This window comes from Companilactobacillus tucceti DSM 20183, assembly GCF_001434665.1.
Lineage (GTDB): Bacteria > Bacillota > Bacilli > Lactobacillales > Lactobacillaceae > Companilactobacillus > Companilactobacillus tucceti.
The window spans coordinates 1-19,780 of the sequence record NZ_AZDG01000016.1 but is presented as its reverse complement, the minus strand read 5'-3'; the positions used below and the strand labels follow the sequence as shown (position 1 = coordinate 19,780).

The following is a 19,780-nucleotide window of genomic DNA, read 5'->3' as shown; positions in this document are numbered from 1 at the left end:
TTAAAGGAGAACGCCTTTGGAAAAAATAGGAGTTATTGGATTAGGAAAAATTGCTCAAAAAGCATATCTACCTGTTATGTCTGAATTACAGGATCAATTTGAATGGCATTTAACAACTCGTAACAAAGATAAGGGTCAATTCTTAAAAGCTAAATATAATTTTAGTCATTTACATCAGACCTTAGATCAGCTAATTGCTGAAAAACCGTTAGCTGTATTTGTACATACTCCAACAAAAACTCATGCAGCTATTATTAAAAAGCTACTTTTATCTGGAATAAATGTGTATGTTGATAAGCCGGTTTCTGATGACATCGGTGAAGTTAAAGAACTTTATAAATTGGCTGAAGAAAAAAATTTGTTATTAACTTGCGGCTTTAATCGTCGTTTTGCACCGTATAATCAAGAATTAAAAAAAATCCCTAATAAGAGAATGATAACGGTAGAAAAAACACGAGAAGATGTTGAACAGAATGTTGATCAAGCTATCTTTGATTTAGCAATTCACAGTATTGATACAGCTTTTTATTTAATGGACGAGCCAATAGAGACGACAAGATCAAAATTGGTTCTAAAAGATGATAAATTAGCGCAAATGTATTTTGATGCTGAGACTAAAAATAGTCATATTCAAGTCGTAACTAATATGATCAGTGGATTGAATTTGGAGCAAAGTGTTGTTCAAGGTGAAAGCCAGAGATCTGTCGTGACCAATTTAAGCAATTTGGAAGAATATACTACGGGTGGAGTACAACAGCTTTCACGTCCTGATTGGGAACAGAACTTGGTAACAAGAGGCTTTAAGAAAATAATTATGGAGTTCTTGCGTGCTGTTTCTGAAAAATTAGAGAATCCAGTTAGTCCCAAGTCATCTATATTGAGTCATGAAACCTGTTACAAAATTGTTCATAAAAATTAGAATACTATATATAGTGGAAACGTACGTTCTGAATACAGAATGTTCCATGTGAAACATTCTGTATTATTTTGATCATTGACGTGTGTTGTAATGAAATTAAAACAATGCTAATATACTTGCCAATAAAGCGTATTGATAATGTAAATTTGAGGGGGAGTTTTATATGTCAAAATTTAATACTACATTGATTCATGGAGGTAAGGTTGACGACAATAATACCGGTGCCATCAATACTCCAGTTTATAATTCATCAACTTATGTTTATCCTAAATTCGGAGCTGATGTTCGTTGGGACTATGAAAGATCAGGTAATCCAACAAGAGCATCAGTAGAGCAACTACTAGCTAAACTAGAAAATGGTTTTGCTGGATTTGCATTTGCTTCTGGTATGGCAGCAATTACAGCAGCATTCTCTCTTTTTAAGCCTGGCGATAATATTGTTATTGGTGAAAATATTTATGGTGGAACCTTCAGATATATCAATGAATATTTAAAGCCAAATGGAATTACTTTCACATCAGTTGATACAAGAGATTCTGATGCAGTTGAAAAAGCTATTTCTGCAGATACTAAAGCTATTTATTTTGAAACTGTAACAAATCCACTATTACAACTGACAGATGTTCGTCAAATAACAGCTATTGCAAAAAAACATCATATTTTGACGTTGATCGACAATACTTTTCTATCACCATACTTGCAACAACCACTTAATTTAGGTGCGGATGTTGTAATTCATTCAGCAACTAAATACTTAGCAGGACATTCTGATTTAGTTGCAGGGGTAGTGGTTGCTAAAGATAAGGATGTCGCTGAACAGATATATAATTATCAAAATACTACAGGGGCTGTATTGCCACCACAGGAGTCTAGTATTTTACAAAGAGGTATCCAAACATTAGCAGTAAGAATGGATCGTCATTTGTTCAATGTTCAAAAAGTGATTGAATTTTTGGAGAAAGATTCACATATCAGTGTGATCCATTATCCTGGTCATGATGGCGATAAAAATTTTGAAGCGATTAAAGATGAATGCAAGGGATTTGGTGGAGTACTATCCTTTGAATTAAATCCAGGACTTGATGCAAAAGAATTTGTAAATCATATTAAAGTATTTTCATTTGCAGTTAGTTTAGGAGCAGTTGAAAGTTTGGCGGAGGTTCCGGCATTTCAATCACATGCGGAGATTCCACGTGAAGAAAGACTAAAAGTAGGAATCAAAGACGAATTGATACGCTTATCAATTGGACTAGAAGATTATCATGATTTGATTGATGATATAAAACAAGCTTTAGAGTATGTATAAAAAAATCATGTTTAGATATATTTAATGCAAAAAGAGGGGTCGTGACATAGGTCACGATCCCTCTTTTCTGAACTTTTATAGACTAAACGTGCAACAAAGGACTACATATCTACAAAATGCTCTTTGTCACACTCTTTCTCTATTTTAGTTTGCCTGACGATAGCCGTAAGCAAAATATATACCGATTCCAACTGCAATCCAGCCGATAAATGCGATCCAAGAATTTATACTTACTTGTGTCATCAATAGAATACACAACAATGCTGACAAAATTGGGAATACTGGATAGAAAGGAACATGGAACCCACTTTCAGGGACATCAGTTCTATTTCTTAATTTTATAACTCCCAATGAAACAAATGTAAATGATAATAAAGTGCCAATGTTAACTAAACTAGTTAGTTCCTTTAATGATACTAGTCCACCTAATGAAACTGCCATTATCGTTATGGCGTTTAGTGAAAGTAGGGGCATATTAGCCTTTTTATCGAGCTTTCCAAATCTTTGTGGAATCATTTTATCGCGTCCTAGAGCATAAACTAGACGTGATCCGCCATATAGAGTGTTTAACATCATAGTAAACATACCGGCTAAGGCTCCGATTGTAATGACAAAGGCAATTTTACCAAGGCCAACGTATCTAAGAGCTAGAACAACTGGATCGGAAACATTTAGATCCTTATAATTTACCATCCCTGTTAAAACTGACGCCATGATCAAATATAGAGCTGCACATATGGCTAAAGAGATCATAATACCAGCTGGGATATTTTTTTGAGGATTTTTTACTTCAGGCGCTGAAGATGGAATAACATCAAATCCTAGATAAGCGAAGAAAACAAGTGCGGCACCTTTTACCACTCCAAGTCCTCCCATGGGAAAGTAGGGATGATAATTTGCTGGCTTAATATAGAATAAACCAATGACAATAAATGCAATGATTACGGCTAATTTAACAAAAACCATCACCGCATTCATTTTTGCTGAAGCTTGTACACCTCGTCTTAATAAGAAATAGATCAAAACTAAGACTATTACTGAGGGTAAATTGATAATTGTCCCTTGAGAGGGAATAAATGGTCCGGTTAGCGCCTTAGGAAGCTCTATACCAAATCCTTGGAACAAACTAACAAAGTAGGCTGAGAATCCAGAAGAAACCGCAGAGACACCTAATATGTACTCTAGGCACAATGCCCAACCAACTATCCAGCCGGGTAATTGACCAAAAACGATACTTCCATATGAATAAGTACTACCTGCTACAGGAAAAGTTGAAGAAAGTTCCGCAAAACACATAGCTGCCAAAATACAAACGATTGCAGCCAACACAAAAGATATAGTGATACTTGGTCCGGATGTTGAATAAGCAACGATCCCAGGTAAAATGAAAATTCCTGTACCAATAATCGAGCCAATTCCCATGGCAATCAGATTATTTTTAGTAAGAGATTTTGTAAAATGCGCATCTTTAGAGATGAATTGCTTATAATCTGCTTTTTTAAAAATTTTTTCTTTCATAATATACCTACCTGTAAAATAACATTTACTAGATTACGTAATTTTTATACCTTATGTCAATACTAATTGCTTAAATATATTTCACGCTAAATATAAAGCTAAAAAACTTTGATAGAATAGAATTATGCTCAATAAGATTACTTTTTGATTAAAAAGAAACAAATACAATGCAAAAGTCCCATATTTTCGGTATATTTTGAATGATAGAAAAGATAAAGAGGCAAATAGATTTGGAAAATAAATTAGAAACATCACGTGGATTTGTAAATGTCAGAGTAACTGGCGATGTTAATGACGATAAAGAAATAATTGTTTTAGTTTCAGGCATTAATGGATCGATTTCATACTATGATTCAATTACACCTTATTTGACCGACAAATATACGGTTGTTGCCATGGATCTGTTAGGTCAAGGTAAGTCTAGTGAAGCAAAAGATGATTTATATAATATCGATGTTGAAGCTTGGGCTATGTGGGAAGGAATAGGACGTATAAAGGTTCTTAAACCAGTAATTGTGTTTGGATACGGAGTTGGTGGACTTATTGTCAATCGAATGGCCGAACAACATGATATAGCAATGTCTAAGAAAATCATGTTAAATACTCCAGCTACAGAAAAGTATGCTGACTTAGATACTTCAACCACTTTTTCATCAATACCTTTGTTGGGAAAAATGGCTAAATCTTCAGTTAAGTCTAATCTCTACTTTGCAAAAGGATTTGATACTTCAGCTTTGGAAGATTCTAATATTATTGCAAAATCTGCTAGTGAGACGGATAAAAAAATTGCCAAAAAATTGCTAAGATCAACAGATAAGTATCTTGAAGAAATGGCATTAAATCGTCGTATGCGTAAAGTTAATTTACCAACATTAGCTTTATTTTCAGATGGAGACCAAATTCTTGGAGAAGCTGGTATCAAGGATGCTAAGGCTACTATTGGACGTGTCCCTAATCTTACAATGGAAGATATTTCAGGAACAGGCCACATAGCATTTTTAGAAAAACCAGAAGAAATTGCTAAAAAGATAATTGAATTTGATGAAAGTACTCCTACAGAATAAATAATTGTTAATTACATTTGACTTAATCTCCTTTACCATTAATAATCAAAGTAAAAAAGAAAGTAGGTATTTCTCATGTCAAACCAAGCTCTTTTAATCATTGATTATACAAACGATTTTGTTGCCGATAATGGTGCATTAACTTGCGGTAAACCAGGACAGTTGATCGAACCAAGAATCATGAAAATAGCAGAGGATATGAGAAAATCAGGTGATTGGGTATATTTACCAACTGATCTTCATAAACCATTTGATTCATATCATCCAGAGACTAAACTTTTTCCAGCCCACAATATGCGTGATACATGGGGAAGAGAATTTTTTGGAGACTTGAAAGATTGGTACGAGAAACATAAATCAGAAGATAACGTTGAAATGTTCGATAAAACTCGCTACAGCGCCTTTGCTGGTACAGCATTGGATCTAAGATTACGAGAAAGAGATGTCGATACACTTCATTTAGTTGGTGTATGTACTGATATTTGTGTATTACATACAGCCGTTGATGCCTATAATTTAGGATATAAGATCGTTGTTCATAGCCAAGGTGTAGCATCATTTAATCAAGTAGGCCACGATTGGGCTATGGAACATTTTGAAAAAGTATTAGGAGCTACGATTAAAAAATAATAAAAGAGGCATGATTACGACAGTTTGTCGGAGTCATGCCTCTTACTTTTAAGCTTAGAGTTGAAGGTGGACGGAAAAAGATGATTCGAAAGATGAAGCAAAATGAAATAGATGAAATAGGCGATATTTGGCTTAATGGTAATCTGGAAGCTCATCCCTTTGTAGATAAAGAATACTGGATAAATTATTTGGACGATGTTAAGAAACAATTCAAGCAAGCTGATATTTACGTTTATGATGAGCAGGGTATCAAAGGATTTGCGGGTCTAATGGATAATTACATTGCAGGAATATTTGTTAAAAAGGAGTTTCGTGGTCACAGTATAGGTAAAAAACTGTTAGATTATTTGAAACAACACTATGACAAGTTAAGTCTAGAAGTTTACGAGAAAAACTATAAAGCACGAAAGTTTTATCAACGAAATGATTTTAAAGTTTCTGTTGAAGACATTGAACCAGACAATAACGAAAAAGAATATCAGTTAGTCTGGACTAAAGAAATTAAAAGTTAAGTATTCAAATATTTTTCGACTGATGATTCTCATTATGGGAATCATTTTTTTGTTTTGTTTTTAATGTTGTTCAAAACTAAGTAAGGATCTTCATGACTACCCAAGAATAATGGAACTTTTTCTTCTACAACATCACTAAATTCCAGTCCAAACCATAGTGATGGGCTAATAGTAATATTTTGTAAAAGTAATCTACCACCAATTAAGAATCTATCAAGACTACGCATATATTCCTGTGCACCTAAATCTTGGAATTGTTGATTTTGGATAATGAATTTGAATGATCCAACATGTCTATTTGGGAGCATAGAGTATTTGGGATCTTGTCTATCGATTGCTCCGTCATTCATTAACGAATTGATTATTTGACGAATATAAATGTTAACATGTTGCGATTTTTTAAAGCCTAAATTTAGTTGAACATTTACTACATTTCTAGTGTGCATCATATCGACTGAGTAATTGCATTCGTATGGGACATCGGTTTGATTTACAGAGATAAACCAATAAACTTTAGCACGTTTAGGGTCTTGATCAAGAATAGAATAAATAATCGAGCGTTTCATGGAATAGTCAGAATGTATATTGTGCATGTAGACTAGGTTAGTAGCATACATAGGGATGGAATCATCGTTACTTAATTTCTCTAGCTGAGGGATGAAATCAAGCAAAGAAACATTTTCACTTTCGTTCATATAAGCATCACGGCGTTTATTGCCAAAATACCAAATTATCATAATCATAAGGATTAAAGTTGTGATTATAACGGTTATATAACCACCATGAACGAATTTTACTAAACTGGATATTAAAAATAATGATTCTAGAGTGACAAAGAAGATAAGAAATATAGAAGCTAAATGACGATGATTTTTCATAATTAAGAATTGATGTAACAAAATTGTTGTCATCAACATGGTGATCGTGATGGCTAAACCGTATGCTGCTTCCATATGTTCAGATGTTTTGAATCCCCAAACGATACCTAGAGTTATTAGACAAAGGATCCAGTTAACTGTCCCAATATAAAGCTGGCTCATTAATTTACCAGGAAATTTTACTTTTAAACGAGGTAATATTTTTAAACCAATGGCTTCTTGAACAAGAGTATAAGACCCAGTTATTAAAGCTTGGGAAGCAATTATGGCAGCTAGAGTTGCAATAATAATTGCAAATAATTTGAGGTCATTTGGGATCATTTCATAAAATGGATTAACGGAATTAATACCAATAAATTTATTGGATCTATAATTTGTCATTACCCAGGCACCTTGTCCGAGATAATTAAGCATCAACATTGAATAAACAAATGGCCAGGTTGCATAGATGTTTTGTTTTCCAACTTGTCCCATATCTGAATAGAGTGCTTCGGCACCAGTTGTTGATAGAAATACACTACCAAGAATAAAAATACCAACATGATTAACGGGACTGAATAAAACATTTATGGCATATATAGGAGAAATAGCCTTTAGAATACTTAGATTGGAAAATAAACTCTTTAGGCCGATTATTCCAATAAAAGAAAACCAGACTAACATTATTGGACCAAATGAACGTCCAATTTTTTCGGTACCAAACTTTTGAATTACAAAAATAGTTAATAAAATGACAGTTACTATTATTAGAATTATGGCTTGATCATTTGAAAAATTAAAACCGCCAAGTTTTTGTCCCTTGATATCCTCCATAGCAGACGTTACCGTAACGGCTGGAGTTAGTGTGCCATCAGCTAAAAGGGCGGATCCACCGATAAGGGCTGGTATGATCAACCATTTTTTGCTGGATTTCACTAAAGCAAATAAGGCAAATATTCCACCTTCACGATTGTTATCTGCCTTCATTGCTACAAGTACGTATTTAATTGTTGTAATTAACATTAGTGTCCAAAAAATTAAAGAGATACTGCCAACTATATATTCAGGAACTGCTTCTTTTAAACTACCTGCATCGTTAATAATGGCGTTCATTACGTATAACGGCGATGTTCCGATGTCTCCGTAGACTATTCCTAAAGTAATCAGCATACCCAATTTAGAAAAAGAGGATGTTTTTCTAATCATTCTTTTACCTCCTTACACTAAATATCTCGCTTTGTGGGATGTCTTTTTCTTGAGGATGGTGGGTTCTTTTCATCTTTAAGATTTTGAATCTCGTTTTCTAATTCACTTAGAATAGAAATTTGCATTTTTTGAATTTCCAAGATATGAGGCCATTGGACTTCGTTAAGTTGATCTATTTTTTCATGCAAAACTCTTATTTCCATTTCAGATTTAGTATTTGTTCTATAGTCATTTTCAGCGTCAAAACGATCACGATCTGCTTGACGATTTTGACTCATCATGATGATAGGAGCTTGTATAGCGGCGATACAACTTAAGAATAGATTTAATAATATGAAAGGATAAGGATCAAAATGTACTCCTAAAAAGTGGGTGACGTTAATTCCCATCCAAATCACTAAAATAATTGTAAATGTAATGATGAACCCCCAACTACCACCAAATCTTGCTACAATATCAGCAAGTTTTTGTCCCTTGGTTAACTTACCGTGCATCGTATCATTGATATTTCTGGTTACATAATTATCTTTAGCTAATTCCTTTTGAAGAGCCTCATTCATCATACGATCTTTTTGTAAGTCTTTTTCAATCATGTCTTCCATTTGGGAGAGACGAGTTTTTTGAATATCTTTCAAACATACAAAAGAGGAAGTTTTAGCGTTAGGAATTTTTTCATAGATCGAATTTTTCAACTTGGGGCTTAAATCTCGAATAAATAGCCCCTCTGTAACTGAGAATCTGTTGTTACAAATGACGCAAATTTGATTTTTTCTAACAGTCATTTTACTAACCTCCTTTGTATAAATTCACATAGATAATAATACTTATCTAATGTTTAAACAAATAATATGTATACTGATAAATTAAATAAATTTTAAGTGGTGAAGTCAAATTGGTATACCTCTCATCTCAAAAGAAGTACAATCACAACCATTAAATAATTAAGGGTGTGATACTGATGAGTATTGTGTTTATGGTTTTGGCTACACTATTGGTGTGGATTATGACTCCAGGGATTGCAGTTTTCTATGGTGGATTTGTTCCTAAAAGCAATATCACTAGGATTTTATTTGATAGTTTTTTAATGTTTGGTATAGCTGGTCTTATGTGGATATTAGTAGGTTATTCAGCCGCATTTGAAGGAAATCATTTTGGTATTATAGGAAATTTTAATCATTTGTTTTTGTCTGGAATAAATATGACGGCAATGTTTGGAATGACAAAATTACCTACCGAGGTAGTAGTTTTATTTCAGATGATGTTTGCTATTTTGACACCGGCCCTTTTTATTGGAGCTATTGCCAACCGTACTAGAATAAAATTTGTTATTGGATTTATAATTTTATGGTCACTTTTAATTTATTATCCATTGGTACATATGGTTTGGTCTAGCGATGGATTTCTTGCCAGAATGGGGGTAATGGATTTTGCCGGAGGTACTGTTATTCATATTGATGCAGGAATAACTGCCTTAGTTTTATCAAATTTCTTATTGAAACCATACAAACCGACTGAACACCCAAATGGAAATTCTTTTTGGATTTTAATGGGAACGGCGCTATTGTGGATAGGATGGTATGGATTTAATGCAGGTAGTGCTCTTTCATTAAATGCGCAAGCTATTCAGGCTTTTATGACAACGACCATAGCTCCATTGTCAGCCATGCTAACGTGGATTGCTTTAGAGAATACCTATAAGAAAGAAATAACGCTGAGCGGCATTTGTACGGGTACAATATGTGGTTTAGTTGGTGTAACCCCAGCCGCAGGTTATGTGACGATAACAGCTGCGCTTATTATCGGTGTGGTTTCGTCAATAGGGAGTTTTTACTTTATGAATAGTTTAAAATATAAACTTCATATCAATGATTACCTAGACATCTTTGGTTCCCATGGTGTTAGTGGGATCATCGGATCTTTAACAACTGGGTTATTTGCTACTAAAGCTGTAAATCCAAATGTTATCAATAATGGATTACTAGTCGGTGGTGGATTTAGACTATTATTAGTTCAAACACTCGGTGTACTATTTACGATCGTTTTTGTTGTCATTTTAAATTGTTTGATCGTATCAGGTTTAAAGAGATTCTTTAAAGATGATATTTATAGTCCTGAGTTGGGTGATTTAAAACATATTAAATTGACTTGATGTATAGTTGCGTGCGATACTACTGGAGGTGCCAAACCAGGTAAATGTACGTGATCTGCGTGAAAACGTTCGGAAGGTCGCCGCAGTTTACCAACTGATCCTGCATATATGTGCAGGATTTTTTTTATGCAAATAAAAAAAGCCTCAAAACTTGAGGCTTTTTTGTGTTTTAAATTGTACCCTTTTTGATAGCTGTCTTGATACCGGCAACTTCGTAAATACTTCTGTCAGCTGATCCACGTTTTAGAAGTGAAGCAGGGAAGCCCTTGAACTTCAATTTCTTATCTGTAATTTCAGCAATACCATGATTTTGACCTAATGAAGCAATTGTACCTAGTGAGTGGTATACAAACTTCTTAAGATCTTTACCATTAATTGAAGCTGCAACGTTGAATGCTGCGCCAGTACCTTCAGCAATAGCCAATTGACCTGTTGTTGGAAGTGGACGTTCTTCACCTTCTGGAATCATAGCAGAATCATCACCGATGAAGAATGCTTCTGGATGATCTTCAAGATTCAAGAATGATGTTGTCATTACACGATTTCTTCTAGCTTCAAGTCCAGAATCTTTGATAACGTCACTACCACTGACACCAACTGTCCAAATGATCGTGCTACCATCAACACGTTTTTCTTCTTCGCCATCCATGTAGATAACGCCATCTTTTTCGATCTTAGTAATTTTGGCACCAGTTAAGATCTTGATACCATGTTTTTCTAGGAATGAAACGGCGTAATTAGCAAGTCCTTCGTCAAACATTGGAAGAATATGTGTTGCCATTTCTAGACATGTAACTTTAATTTCCGGAACACCGTATTTTGCTTTAAGAATTTTAGCTGTATCTATCAATTCACCAAGAATTTCAACACCAGTAAAACCAGCACCACATACGATGATGCTTAGATCAGCTTCATTTTGTGATTCCTTGTAGTTAGCAATGTTTTCGTTGATTTTCTTGTAGATATTTTCAGCAGTTTCAATATCTTGAAGGATAAGAGCATTTTCACTTGCTCCCTCAAGTCCGAAGTCTTCTGATCTGAATCCTAGAGCTACGATTACGTAGTCATAAGAAATATCGTCGTGATCTTCGAAACTAACTGATTTATTATCAAGATCTATGTTTTTAACAGTAGCCTTGATGAAGTTGACGTTTGAAGGGAGAACAGAACGAACGTCGAAACTAACGGCATCTGCTCTGCTTGTACCAGCAGCGATCATGTGTAACGCTGTTTTTTCTACGTGTTTTTCATTTTTATCTACTAAATCTATCTGTGTATCTGATGGAGTAGTTTTAGCTAGATCTCGAGCAGCCTTTAATCCACCGTAACCTGCACCTAATACTAAAATATGGGCCATAATAACTTGTCTCCTTCGTCTTCTAAATAATATTGTTTACGCTACCATTATATATCTATCAAGAGTCCTAAATAAAGTAGGTATACTCCTAATTTGAGTTTAATGGCTTTTTACTAATAGAATGCTTTAAAAAGAATGGAGCTAAGATCGTGATTAGAATAATACTGATAATAACGGCTGAGTAATATTCGTCAGATAGTAGTTTTACGCTAAATCCGATTTGAGCAATTATCAAAGCCATCTCACCACGAGATATCATTCCGGAACCAATTATATATGAGTCTTTCAGATCAAATCCGGAAATCTTTGCTCCAAAGCCTGCACCAAATAGTTTTCCAATTATTCCTGTAACCGTTAGAATCAAAATTAACCAAAAATCATGGAAGAAACTATTAAATTCTAGGTTTATTCCAATACTTATGAAAAATACAGGGATAAAAACCGAATATCCGATAGTCTCAATATTGTGATTAATTTTTTCGTTATATTTTGGAGCATTTGAAATAGCAATCCCAGCAACAAAAGCCCCTAGAACAGCATCTAGTTGAACAGCATCAGCTAAATAGGCAAAAATCATGCAGACAACCAATGCCATGATAGTTGGTGCGTGGGTTGCATCAACATATTCAGACAACTTCATTATTTGAGGGATAATCCATCGATGCGCTACATATATAATAACGCCGAATCCGATCCACATACCAAGTAATAACAATAATTTCTGAGCTGAAAAGTTCCCTGTTAAGGTTCCAGACATAACACTTAAAATTGAAATGGCTAAAATGTCATCTGCAACAGCTGCACCTAGAATAACGGCACCTGAATTACTAGATAGGTAATTTAAACTCTTTAATACCTCAACTGAAATAGAAACAGAAGTTGCTGCAAAAACAACTGAGATAAAGATACTTTCTTTTAGATTGATATTAAAGATCAGGGCTGTCACCAAAGTTAATAATACCGGTAAAATAACTCCCATAATAGCCACGTTTATACTAGGACGTAGATGTTTCCTTAATAGTTTTAAGTCACTTTCTAGTCCAGCTAAAAACATCAGCAAAATAACACCGATCTCAGCAAAAAGTTCAACTTCGTGAGTCGATTTGACAATATCTAGCACACCTTTACCTAAGATTACGCCAAGGATCAATTGTCCAATAACTGCTGGAAGGTTAAGGCGATTAAAAATATGACTAACTACAAGGGTTAGGAAGAGCATTAGTGCTAATAATGTTATAAACTTCATATTACCTCCTTACTTTTTTTGAATACCATCAATGAAAATTTTGACCATTGTACTTAGATTAGCGATATTACGCTTTCTCTTAGCATCATTATACTCGATATAAGGTAAAAGCATGGTCAAAAAGGTTCCCACTTGAACTGGAATTGCTAGGTCAGAACGTAACTCGCTTTTATGTGATTGAAAAATATTGAACATAACTTTGTAATAGCCACTATCCCAATTTTTGCTGATATCTTTGCGATCATCATCTGTGAAGACAGTTTCCATGTCATGTCGCATCATAAAATAATTGATACGGAAGTTTTCGATCATATATGTAGATATAGTGAGGATCATTTCTTCAAAGGGCAGGTCTTTGTTTTCTTTATAAACATTCATTAAGCCTTCGCTAAAGCCACTGACGGCGTATTCGATGGCTTTCATATAAAGAACTTTTTTGTTCTTGTAATAGTGATACATATTAGGTTGAGTAATATGTAATTCATTAGCTATTTTCCTAGTCGAAGTCGCTTGATAGCCTTGGGATAAAAAATCCTTTGCCGCTACTTCGAGGATAGCATTTTTTGTCTTTTGAGCTTGTTTATCTCTAGAATTCATTAGTTGTTTCACCCTCGTATTTATTGAACTTCATTATACCCACATAATTTTAAAAAAGTGAATTTATCATCTGATAAATAAAATATACAAAAAAACTATCTGAATATCAACAAGCATGCTCAAACAGTCTAATTTAGTTATTTTTTATCTTTAATAATATAAATTGGACGTTTTTTGACCTCAAGGAATATTTTACCAATATACTCACCTAAAATACCAATACTTAATAATTGTATTCCACCAATAAGTAAAATAATAGTTACCATAGAAGACCATCCATCTACGCTACTCATAGGGTTGATGATTTTTCTAATAATTATAGCAATAATAGCTACAATTGAAGCTATTGAAAAGGCTGATCCCATCCAAGTTGCGAACATAAGAGGGCGTTCAGTGAAGTCAACGATACCCGTTATAGCGTACTTAAATAGTTTCCAAAAGTTCCAAGAAGTTGTACCTGCAACACGTTCTCTGTTCTTATATGGTAAGTACTTAGTTTTAAATCCAACCCAGCTAAAAATGCCCTTTGAAAAACGGTTGTATTCAGTCATAGAAAGAATAGCGTCGACCATTTGACGTGTCATTAAGCGATAATCACGGGCACCTGGAATGATTTTAGTTTGTGACATTCTATTGATCACACCATAAAATGAGTTTGAGAAGAATGAAATAATTGGGTTTTCGCCTTCTCGGTCCATTCTGGCTGTTCCAATACAATCATAGTCATTGTCTTCAGATTCTAACATATCAAACATTTTTACTAACATTTCAGGAGGATCTTGTAGGTCTACATCCATTACGGCAGTGTATTCACCAGTAGCTTCGTTCAAGCCGGCATATAGTGCTGATTCTTTACCGAAGTTTCTGGAGAATGAAATATAGTGTACTTCGTCGCTATGCTTTTTTTGTAGTTCACGCAAAACTTTAAATGTTTTGTCATGTGAACCATCATCGACGAACCAGTATTCTAAGTTAAATTTATTATTTTCGGTTTTAACTTTATTCATGGCTTCATAATAAAGTTCGATTGATTCTTCCTCGTTATAACAGGGAACAATCACAGAAATAGTTTTCATAAAATATCTTCCAATCTATTTAATAAAGTCGTTATACGCTCGAAAATACGGGGCAAAGGTCAGTTAGACTGCCTTTTGCCCCGCATTGTTAAATCTTCAATGAGTCTGGTAAATACAATTCGTTGCTACTTGAATGGCTAATTGAACTTACACTTATATCTCTAGTAGTTGATGTTTCAATTGCTTGTAGATCTTCAGCGTGTTCAACCAAAATATTCAAAATATTAGTATTTGCAGTCAATAGATTTATAACTTCTTTGATGTTCTTTTGAGCGTTTGTTAGAAGTGGAATAAATTTATCACTTTCGATTTTATTATCATTAGTAATTAGCTTATAAAGTAGATCATCGTTGTTACCAACAAAGACACTATTATCGCTATCAAGGGTTAGACTCTTTAACCACCAAGCAATTAGTTCATCTTTTTTATTGAAGTCATGCTCTAGGAGACCATTAGCATCAAATAATTGGTAACTGTTTGCTTTTTCACCGTCAAATATAACTGTTAAGACGATTGATCCATCAGTTCTATAGAAGCTTTGTTCAGTCAATTCTTGTTTCTTATTGAAAATTTGAACTGATGATAATTGACCAGCAGCGTTATAAATATTAGTTTTATTAATTTGTTCATTTTTATAGTAGTTGATACGGTTGATTTTTTCTTCGTCGTATTCAACTGTCATTAGTAGATTGTTATTTTGATCGTAAATTAAAGTATCTTTACTTTCTACATCTGTTCTTGTTATCCAACCGTCATTTTCAGGAATTGTAACAGGTTGTTCTGTTGGATCAGCACTTACTTGTAGTTGATCAAATAGATTTACTACATTAGGTGTCTCAAGATGATTTGATTGGATTTCTGAGTCAACTTTTTCGGATAATTTTTCATCATAGAAGGTTGAGATAACAGTTACTGGTTTTTGCAATTTGGATTCTAGGAAACGAATCATGTCAAATAAGTTGTTCATTTGGTTATTGTTATCAAATGAGTCAGCTAAAACATAGTAATCTTTGTCTTTATCAAGGTATACATCGCGAACTAAAAAGGCTGAATGGAATACGTCCTTAATGTATTTTTCGATATATGCTTTGTTGTTGTTAACTTCAGATAATTCTGATTCGATTTTTTTGTGTTCTTCATCAAGGCTTTGTACATGTCTTTCCAAACTGGCAGTCGTTTCAATACGGTAGTTACGATCATTTTTGATCTTACTTTCAATTTGATTAGCATTACCCTTAAGAGAATTGATTGCTGAATTGGTTTGATTGATTTTGCCATTGACTTCATCGAGTTGTGAATTGAGCTTTTGAATCTCTTCGTTTACATCATCGATGTCTTTTTGAATTTCAGCACGTTGCTCGTATAACTTGTTAATAGCAGTTTTTTGATCTTCCATCAAAGCAAGCATTTTTTGTAGATCTTTTTCTTCTTTGATAGATCCTGATAAGTCTTTTTCGGATTGTTCGTTGTCAGCTAAATCCTTTTGCTTTTCTTCAAGAGTTTGTTGGTTACGTTCTAGTTTGGCAGTAAGAGTGTTCTTTTGATCTTTGTAATCGGAAAGAAAGTCTTCTTGTTCCTTTTGATCAGCACGAACTCTAGCCAATTTTTCTTTTTCAGCGTTATCGTTTTGTGATTTAATATCAGCCAATTTTTCGTCTGTTTCAGTTTGGTCTCTATTAAGAGTGTCTAAATAATTTGATAGTGTATCTTTTTTGTTTTCTAGTTCATCTTTTTCAGTAAAAAGGTTAGTTTTAAGATCATTTCTCAATTGAGTATATTGATGAGATAGCTCATTCATCTGGTCTTCGATGCCAATACGTTGATCTTTTATCGAAACAGGCAAATTAGCGCTTTCATCTGACGTTTCAGCTGGTGTATTATTATTACTGGATGTTATTTGATCCTTTTCTTGTGTATCGGGTGAATCGTCCGTTACAGTTTCATTTTTTAAATCTGGTTTCTCATCTATTTTGCGTAACATATTAAATAATTTCACGAATGAATTCCCCCAAGAAAAGACTTATAATAGTTACTAAAGAGTAGCATTTTTTTAAATTGGTGTAAAGCTGATATAGAGCCATTTAAAACAAATGTTAATACCTAAAAAAAGGAGATTTGAATATGAAGATAATGGCTATAAATGCAGGGAGTTCCACATTGAAGTGGAAACTGTTTGAAATGCCGGATAAAGCAACGATTGCTTCCGGAATGATCGATCGGTTGGGTACACCAAAATCAGTCTTTAAGCTGAAATATAATGGTGAAAAAATTGAGTACGAACAAGCAATTGAATCAAATGAAATTGCTGTTTTATCGATTTTAGATGCGCTTAAAGACAAAAATATTATTGAGAAATTTGAAGATATTGTTGCGTTCGGTCATCGTGTTGTAGCCGGTGGAGAAGAGTTCAAGAAGTCAGAAATTGTGACTGATGAAAACCTCCAAAAGATTTTACAATTATCTGAATATGCACCTCTTCATAATAAAGTTGAAGCTTACTATATCGACGTGTTTAAGAAGTTAGTTCCAAAAGCAATTCAAGTTGGAGTCTTTGATACTTCATTCTTTGCAGATATTCCTGAAGAAAATTATTTATACAGTGTTGATTTGGAAGACTACAAGAAATATAAAGTTCGCCGTTACGGAGCTCATGGTACAAGTCACCGTTACATTGCTCAACGTCTAAATGAACTTGTTGATGGCGGAATTCAAGATAAGAATGTAATCGTTTTGCATCTTGGAAGTGGTGCTTCAATCAGTGCAATTAAAAACGGTAAGGCATTTGACATTTCAATGGGATTCACACCACTAGCTGGGATAACAATGAGTACTAGAAGTGGGGATCTTGATGTTTCAATGATTCCATATTTGATGAAGAAATTAGGCTTAAATGATATTAATGATATGATCGATATCTTAAATCACAAATCTGGTTTATTAGGTATTTCCGGAGTATCAGCTGATATGCGTGATATTGAGGCTGTTGAAGATACTAACGAACGTGCCGCCTTAGCATTACAAATTTTCCGTAATCGTATTGTTAAATACGTTGGATCATACATGGCTGAAATGGGCGGAGTTGACGTTTTGGCCTTCACTGCCGGTGTAGGTGAAAATTCTAAAGAAGTCCGTGAGGATATTTTGAACAGTTTTGGTTACATGGGTGTAAAAGTTGATCCCGAAAATAATAAGTTACGTGGTAAAGAGGTCAAAATTACAACTGATGACTCTACAATCGCTGCCTACACTATTCCAACTAATGAGGAATTAATGATTGCTCAAGATACTTATGGATTTGCTAAATTGTTAAACTAAAAATTTAATAAAACTCCTAGAGCAAATGTAACAACTTCAGTCAAAGTAATTAATAATAGATTTTTAATTATCAATGGAAATGTCTTTTTTTTGATAGGATTTTTAGAAAAATTCATAGCGTTTTTATAGACTATTGGAGAAATCAAGAAAGTCAACAACATCATTTTTGGTAATAATCCAATAATGATTGAGCAAATTAGGGCTAAGTATCCTAAAACGTATAGAGACTTCAAAATAAAAATTGAGTTATCTTTTCCAAGGTAATAAACAAGAGTCTTTCTACCTAATCCGATATCCTCTTTTTCATCAGCAATATTATTAGCTAATAAGAGATTGGAAATTGCAAAGACAGTTAATAGTGATGATAAAAGTGCGTCACCATAAAATTTAAAATCTAAGATTGCTGTTGGAGAATTAAATGTGTTGATGTAAATTGCAATCAAATAAATTACATAACCCATAGTAAATCCTGAGAAGAACTCTCCAAGTGGGCCACGATTAATGGGTTTAGGTCCGCCAGCGTAGAGAAATCCTACAGCAAAACAAAATATTCCCATAATTAATAATGGTATTCCAGTTTTATATACGATAAATAAGCCAATAATAGCAGCAATTAAAGTAAATGAAAAATCTAGCCAACCTACTAAATGGATGTTTAAATTATTAACACCGATAATGTTGGTTTCACGACGGAAACTTTCACTTCCAGTGGCGTTTTTGTAATCCCAATAATTGTCGTTAATATCTACGGCCATATTGAATAGGAACATGGCAACAAAGAATAGTAGCAACTCAAGAGCGTTAATTGAATGCCAGTGATAATATGAATACAGAGTACCCATTAAAAATGGAAAAACGCTAGCTGTCTTGGCTTTAATTTCAACTAGTTCGAAGAAAATTGATGGTTTCAAATAATCATTCCTTTTAATTTGATATATTATATTATAAGGTTATTTAAAATATTACTACAAGTAATGGGTAGAGAGGGATTACATGGCGCATTCAATTTGGAAGAAATATTCGCAAATGGGGAAAAAAGTCGATCAGACTACCGAATATATCCATCATGTTGTTAATATAAAAAATGAAGAAATCAGAGTTATGATCGAGGATCTAACATCCGGCGGTAAGATGTTGCGTCCAGCCTTTTTTCTTCTGTTTAGTGAACTTGGACCCGAAAAAAAGCCTGATTCAGAATTAATACCTCTAGCTGCTTCATTAGAGTTACTTCATGTAGCTACCTTGATCCATGATGATGTTATTGATGATTCACCACTACGTCGTTCAAAAACAACGATTCATACCCGTTATGGTAAGCGTAACGCTATATATGCTGGTGATTATCTATTTACAGTATATTTTGAATTGGCTTCAAGATATTTACCTGAACAAAAATATGTGGTTTTAAATGCTTTAAGTATGAAGAAAATTTTGACGGGTGAATTAGATCAGATGTTGATCAACTACAATGTCAATGCCACTACTAAAATGTATTTAACTGAAGTTTCAGGAAAAACGGCTGAATTGTTTAGTTTAAGTACCATGATGGGTGCAGTAGTTTCTGGTGGTGACCAAAAGTTAGTTAATTTGGCTAAAAATATCGGCCATGATATCGGAATGTCTTTTCAGATAATTGATGATGTGCTTGATTTTGGAAATAGTAAAGATACAGGTAAACCTAATTTTGAAGATCTTCGAAATGGAGTTTATTCTTTGCCATATATACTTGGATTACAAGCTAAAGATGCTGAATTAATTGAAATACTGTCGAGAAATGATTTAACCAATGAAGAAATAACCAATGCGGCTCAAATTGTTGTTGATAAAGGTTATTTGGCTAAAGCTAAAGAAATAGCCTTGACCTATAGTAATCATGCTTTAAGAAGAATAAATAAATTACCAAATAAAGAAAGTCGTACTATTTTAACTAAAGTTGTTAAGAAATTAATGAACAGAGTAGATTAAAAAAAGTCGGTTCTTTGTCAAATCGTATTGATGAATGATTTTGGACCTGAGGCACCTCTTAAT

The 19,780-nt window shown here is 33.8% G+C and carries 17 protein-coding genes; 8 read left to right on the top strand and 9 right to left on the bottom strand.

What is annotated here, in order from left to right:
• Positions 1 to 16: 16 nt before the first annotated feature.
• Positions 17 to 919, top strand: coding sequence for a Gfo/Idh/MocA family protein (locus tag FC72_RS07615; protein WP_057766417.1), 903 nt, complete (start codon positions 17 to 19; stop codon positions 917 to 919).
• A gap of 163 nt (positions 920 to 1,082) precedes the next feature.
• On the top strand, positions 1,083 to 2,225 hold the full coding sequence (locus FC72_RS07610) for a trans-sulfuration enzyme family protein (protein ID WP_057766415.1): 1,143 nt from the start codon (positions 1,083 to 1,085) through the stop codon (positions 2,223 to 2,225).
• A gap of 144 nt (positions 2,226 to 2,369) precedes the next feature.
• On the opposite strand, the gene FC72_RS07605 is transcribed toward FC72_RS07610, so the two are convergent.
• The gene (locus FC72_RS07605; protein ID WP_057766413.1) at positions 2,370 to 3,743 is read right to left on the bottom strand and encodes an amino acid permease; all 1,374 of its coding nucleotides are present in this window, start codon (positions 3,741 to 3,743) and stop codon (positions 2,370 to 2,372) included.
• Positions 3,744 to 3,973: 230 nt separating this feature from the next.
• On the opposite strand from FC72_RS07605, the gene FC72_RS07600 reads away from it, so the two are divergent.
• From FC72_RS07600 to FC72_RS07590, 3 genes are all read left to right on the top strand, one after another.
• Positions 3,974 to 4,807, top strand: a complete 834-nt coding sequence (locus tag FC72_RS07600; RefSeq protein ID WP_057766411.1) for an alpha/beta fold hydrolase — start codon at positions 3,974 to 3,976, stop codon at positions 4,805 to 4,807.
• Between the two features lie 75 nt (positions 4,808 to 4,882).
• The gene (locus tag FC72_RS07595; RefSeq protein ID WP_057766409.1) at positions 4,883 to 5,437 is read left to right on the top strand and encodes a cysteine hydrolase family protein; all 555 of its coding nucleotides are present in this window, start codon (positions 4,883 to 4,885) and stop codon (positions 5,435 to 5,437) included.
• Between the two features lie 80 nt (positions 5,438 to 5,517).
• The gene (locus tag FC72_RS07590; RefSeq protein ID WP_057766477.1) at positions 5,518 to 5,949 is read left to right on the top strand and encodes a GNAT family N-acetyltransferase; all 432 of its coding nucleotides are present in this window, start codon (positions 5,518 to 5,520) and stop codon (positions 5,947 to 5,949) included.
• Between the two features lie 41 nt (positions 5,950 to 5,990).
• Here FC72_RS07590 and FC72_RS07585 read toward each other — a convergent pair whose 3' ends face one another.
• Both FC72_RS07585 and FC72_RS07580 read right to left on the bottom strand, forming a co-directional pair.
• Positions 5,991 to 8,012 carry a KUP/HAK/KT family potassium transporter gene (locus tag FC72_RS07585; protein WP_057766407.1) on the bottom strand — a complete coding sequence of 674 codons (2,022 nt, stop codon included), beginning with the start codon at positions 8,010 to 8,012 and terminating at the stop codon, positions 5,991 to 5,993.
• Positions 8,013 to 8,029: 17 nt separating this feature from the next.
• Positions 8,030 to 8,794 carry a DUF1003 domain-containing protein gene (locus FC72_RS07580; protein ID WP_057766405.1) on the bottom strand — a complete coding sequence of 255 codons (765 nt, stop codon included), beginning with the start codon at positions 8,792 to 8,794 and terminating at the stop codon, positions 8,030 to 8,032.
• Positions 8,795 to 8,970: 176 nt separating this feature from the next.
• Here FC72_RS07580 and FC72_RS07575 point away from each other — a divergent pair, with 176 nt between their 5' ends.
• Complete coding sequence (locus FC72_RS07575) at positions 8,971 to 10,161, top strand: ammonium transporter (RefSeq protein ID WP_057766403.1); 1,191 nt, start codon at positions 8,971 to 8,973, stop codon at positions 10,159 to 10,161.
• Positions 10,162 to 10,330: 169 nt separating this feature from the next.
• Here the strand turns inward: FC72_RS07575 and FC72_RS07570 are convergent, their stop codons facing one another.
• The 5 genes from FC72_RS07570 to FC72_RS07550 all read right to left on the bottom strand — a co-directional run bounded on the left by FC72_RS07570 (position 10,331) and on the right by FC72_RS07550 (position 16,433).
• A complete protein-coding gene (locus tag FC72_RS07570) occupies positions 10,331 to 11,518 on the bottom strand; it encodes an NAD(P)/FAD-dependent oxidoreductase (protein WP_057766401.1) in 1,188 nt (395 codons plus the stop codon).
• Positions 11,519 to 11,606: 88 nt separating this feature from the next.
• Positions 11,607 to 12,764 carry a cation:proton antiporter gene (locus tag FC72_RS07565; RefSeq protein WP_057766399.1) on the bottom strand — a complete coding sequence of 386 codons (1,158 nt, stop codon included), beginning with the start codon at positions 12,762 to 12,764 and terminating at the stop codon, positions 11,607 to 11,609.
• A 9-nt stretch (positions 12,765 to 12,773) separates the two neighbouring features.
• Entirely contained in the window at positions 12,774 to 13,361 is a 588-nt protein-coding gene (locus tag FC72_RS07560) for a TetR/AcrR family transcriptional regulator (RefSeq protein WP_057766397.1), read from the bottom strand.
• Between the two features lie 137 nt (positions 13,362 to 13,498).
• Positions 13,499 to 14,437 carry a glycosyltransferase family 2 protein gene (locus FC72_RS07555; RefSeq protein ID WP_057766395.1) on the bottom strand — a complete coding sequence of 313 codons (939 nt, stop codon included), beginning with the start codon at positions 14,435 to 14,437 and terminating at the stop codon, positions 13,499 to 13,501.
• Between the two features lie 88 nt (positions 14,438 to 14,525).
• Positions 14,526 to 16,433, bottom strand: a complete 1,908-nt coding sequence (locus tag FC72_RS07550) for a coiled-coil domain-containing protein (RefSeq protein WP_057766393.1) — start codon at positions 16,431 to 16,433, stop codon at positions 14,526 to 14,528.
• 125 nt (positions 16,434 to 16,558) lie between these two features.
• On the opposite strand from FC72_RS07550, the gene FC72_RS07545 reads away from it, so the two are divergent.
• Positions 16,559 to 17,752, top strand: coding sequence for an acetate/propionate family kinase (locus tag FC72_RS07545; protein WP_057766391.1), 1,194 nt, complete (start codon positions 16,559 to 16,561; stop codon positions 17,750 to 17,752).
• Here FC72_RS07545 and FC72_RS07540 read toward each other — a convergent pair.
• Positions 17,749 to 18,663: a 1,4-dihydroxy-2-naphthoate polyprenyltransferase gene (locus tag FC72_RS07540; RefSeq protein ID WP_057766389.1), complete on the bottom strand. Its 915-nt coding sequence runs from the start codon at positions 18,661 to 18,663 to the stop codon at positions 17,749 to 17,751. The two genes, FC72_RS07545 and FC72_RS07540, sit on opposite strands and share 4 nt — an antisense overlap.
• An 82-nt stretch (positions 18,664 to 18,745) precedes the next feature.
• On the opposite strand from FC72_RS07540, the gene FC72_RS07535 reads away from it, so the two are divergent.
• Positions 18,746 to 19,717: a polyprenyl synthetase family protein gene (locus tag FC72_RS07535; protein WP_057766387.1), complete on the top strand. Its 972-nt coding sequence runs from the start codon at positions 18,746 to 18,748 to the stop codon at positions 19,715 to 19,717.
• Positions 19,718 to 19,780 lie beyond the last annotated feature (63 nt).

What these genes read in the sequence shown, in the direction of transcription:
- FC72_RS07605 (WP_057766413.1), bottom strand. Translation starts at nt 3,743, where the DNA reads ATGAAAGAAAAAATTTTTAAAAAAGCAGATTATAAGCAATTCATCTCT.
- FC72_RS07560 (WP_057766397.1), bottom strand. Translation starts at nt 13,361, where the DNA reads ATGAATTCTAGAGATAAACAAGCTCAAAAGACAAAAAATGCTATCCTC.
- FC72_RS07595 (WP_057766409.1), top strand. Translation starts at nt 4,883, where the DNA reads ATGTCAAACCAAGCTCTTTTAATCATTGATTATACAAACGATTTTGTT.
- FC72_RS07535 (WP_057766387.1), top strand. Translation starts at nt 18,746, where the DNA reads ATGGCGCATTCAATTTGGAAGAAATATTCGCAAATGGGGAAAAAAGTC.
- FC72_RS07565 (WP_057766399.1), bottom strand. Translation starts at nt 12,764, where the DNA reads ATGAAGTTTATAACATTATTAGCACTAATGCTCTTCCTAACCCTTGTA.
- FC72_RS07545 (WP_057766391.1), top strand. Translation starts at nt 16,559, where the DNA reads ATGAAGATAATGGCTATAAATGCAGGGAGTTCCACATTGAAGTGGAAA.
- FC72_RS07590 (WP_057766477.1), top strand. Translation starts at nt 5,518, where the DNA reads ATGATTCGAAAGATGAAGCAAAATGAAATAGATGAAATAGGCGATATT.
- FC72_RS07580 (WP_057766405.1), bottom strand. Translation starts at nt 8,794, where the DNA reads ATGACTGTTAGAAAAAATCAAATTTGCGTCATTTGTAACAACAGATTC.
- FC72_RS07570 (WP_057766401.1), bottom strand. Translation starts at nt 11,518, where the DNA reads ATGGCCCATATTTTAGTATTAGGTGCAGGTTACGGTGGATTAAAGGCT.
- FC72_RS07555 (WP_057766395.1), bottom strand. Translation starts at nt 14,437, where the DNA reads ATGAAAACTATTTCTGTGATTGTTCCCTGTTATAACGAGGAAGAATCA.
- FC72_RS07575 (WP_057766403.1), top strand. Translation starts at nt 8,971, where the DNA reads ATGAGTATTGTGTTTATGGTTTTGGCTACACTATTGGTGTGGATTATG.
- FC72_RS07585 (WP_057766407.1), bottom strand. Translation starts at nt 8,012, where the DNA reads ATGATTAGAAAAACATCCTCTTTTTCTAAATTGGGTATGCTGATTACT.
- FC72_RS07610 (WP_057766415.1), top strand. Translation starts at nt 1,083, where the DNA reads ATGTCAAAATTTAATACTACATTGATTCATGGAGGTAAGGTTGACGAC.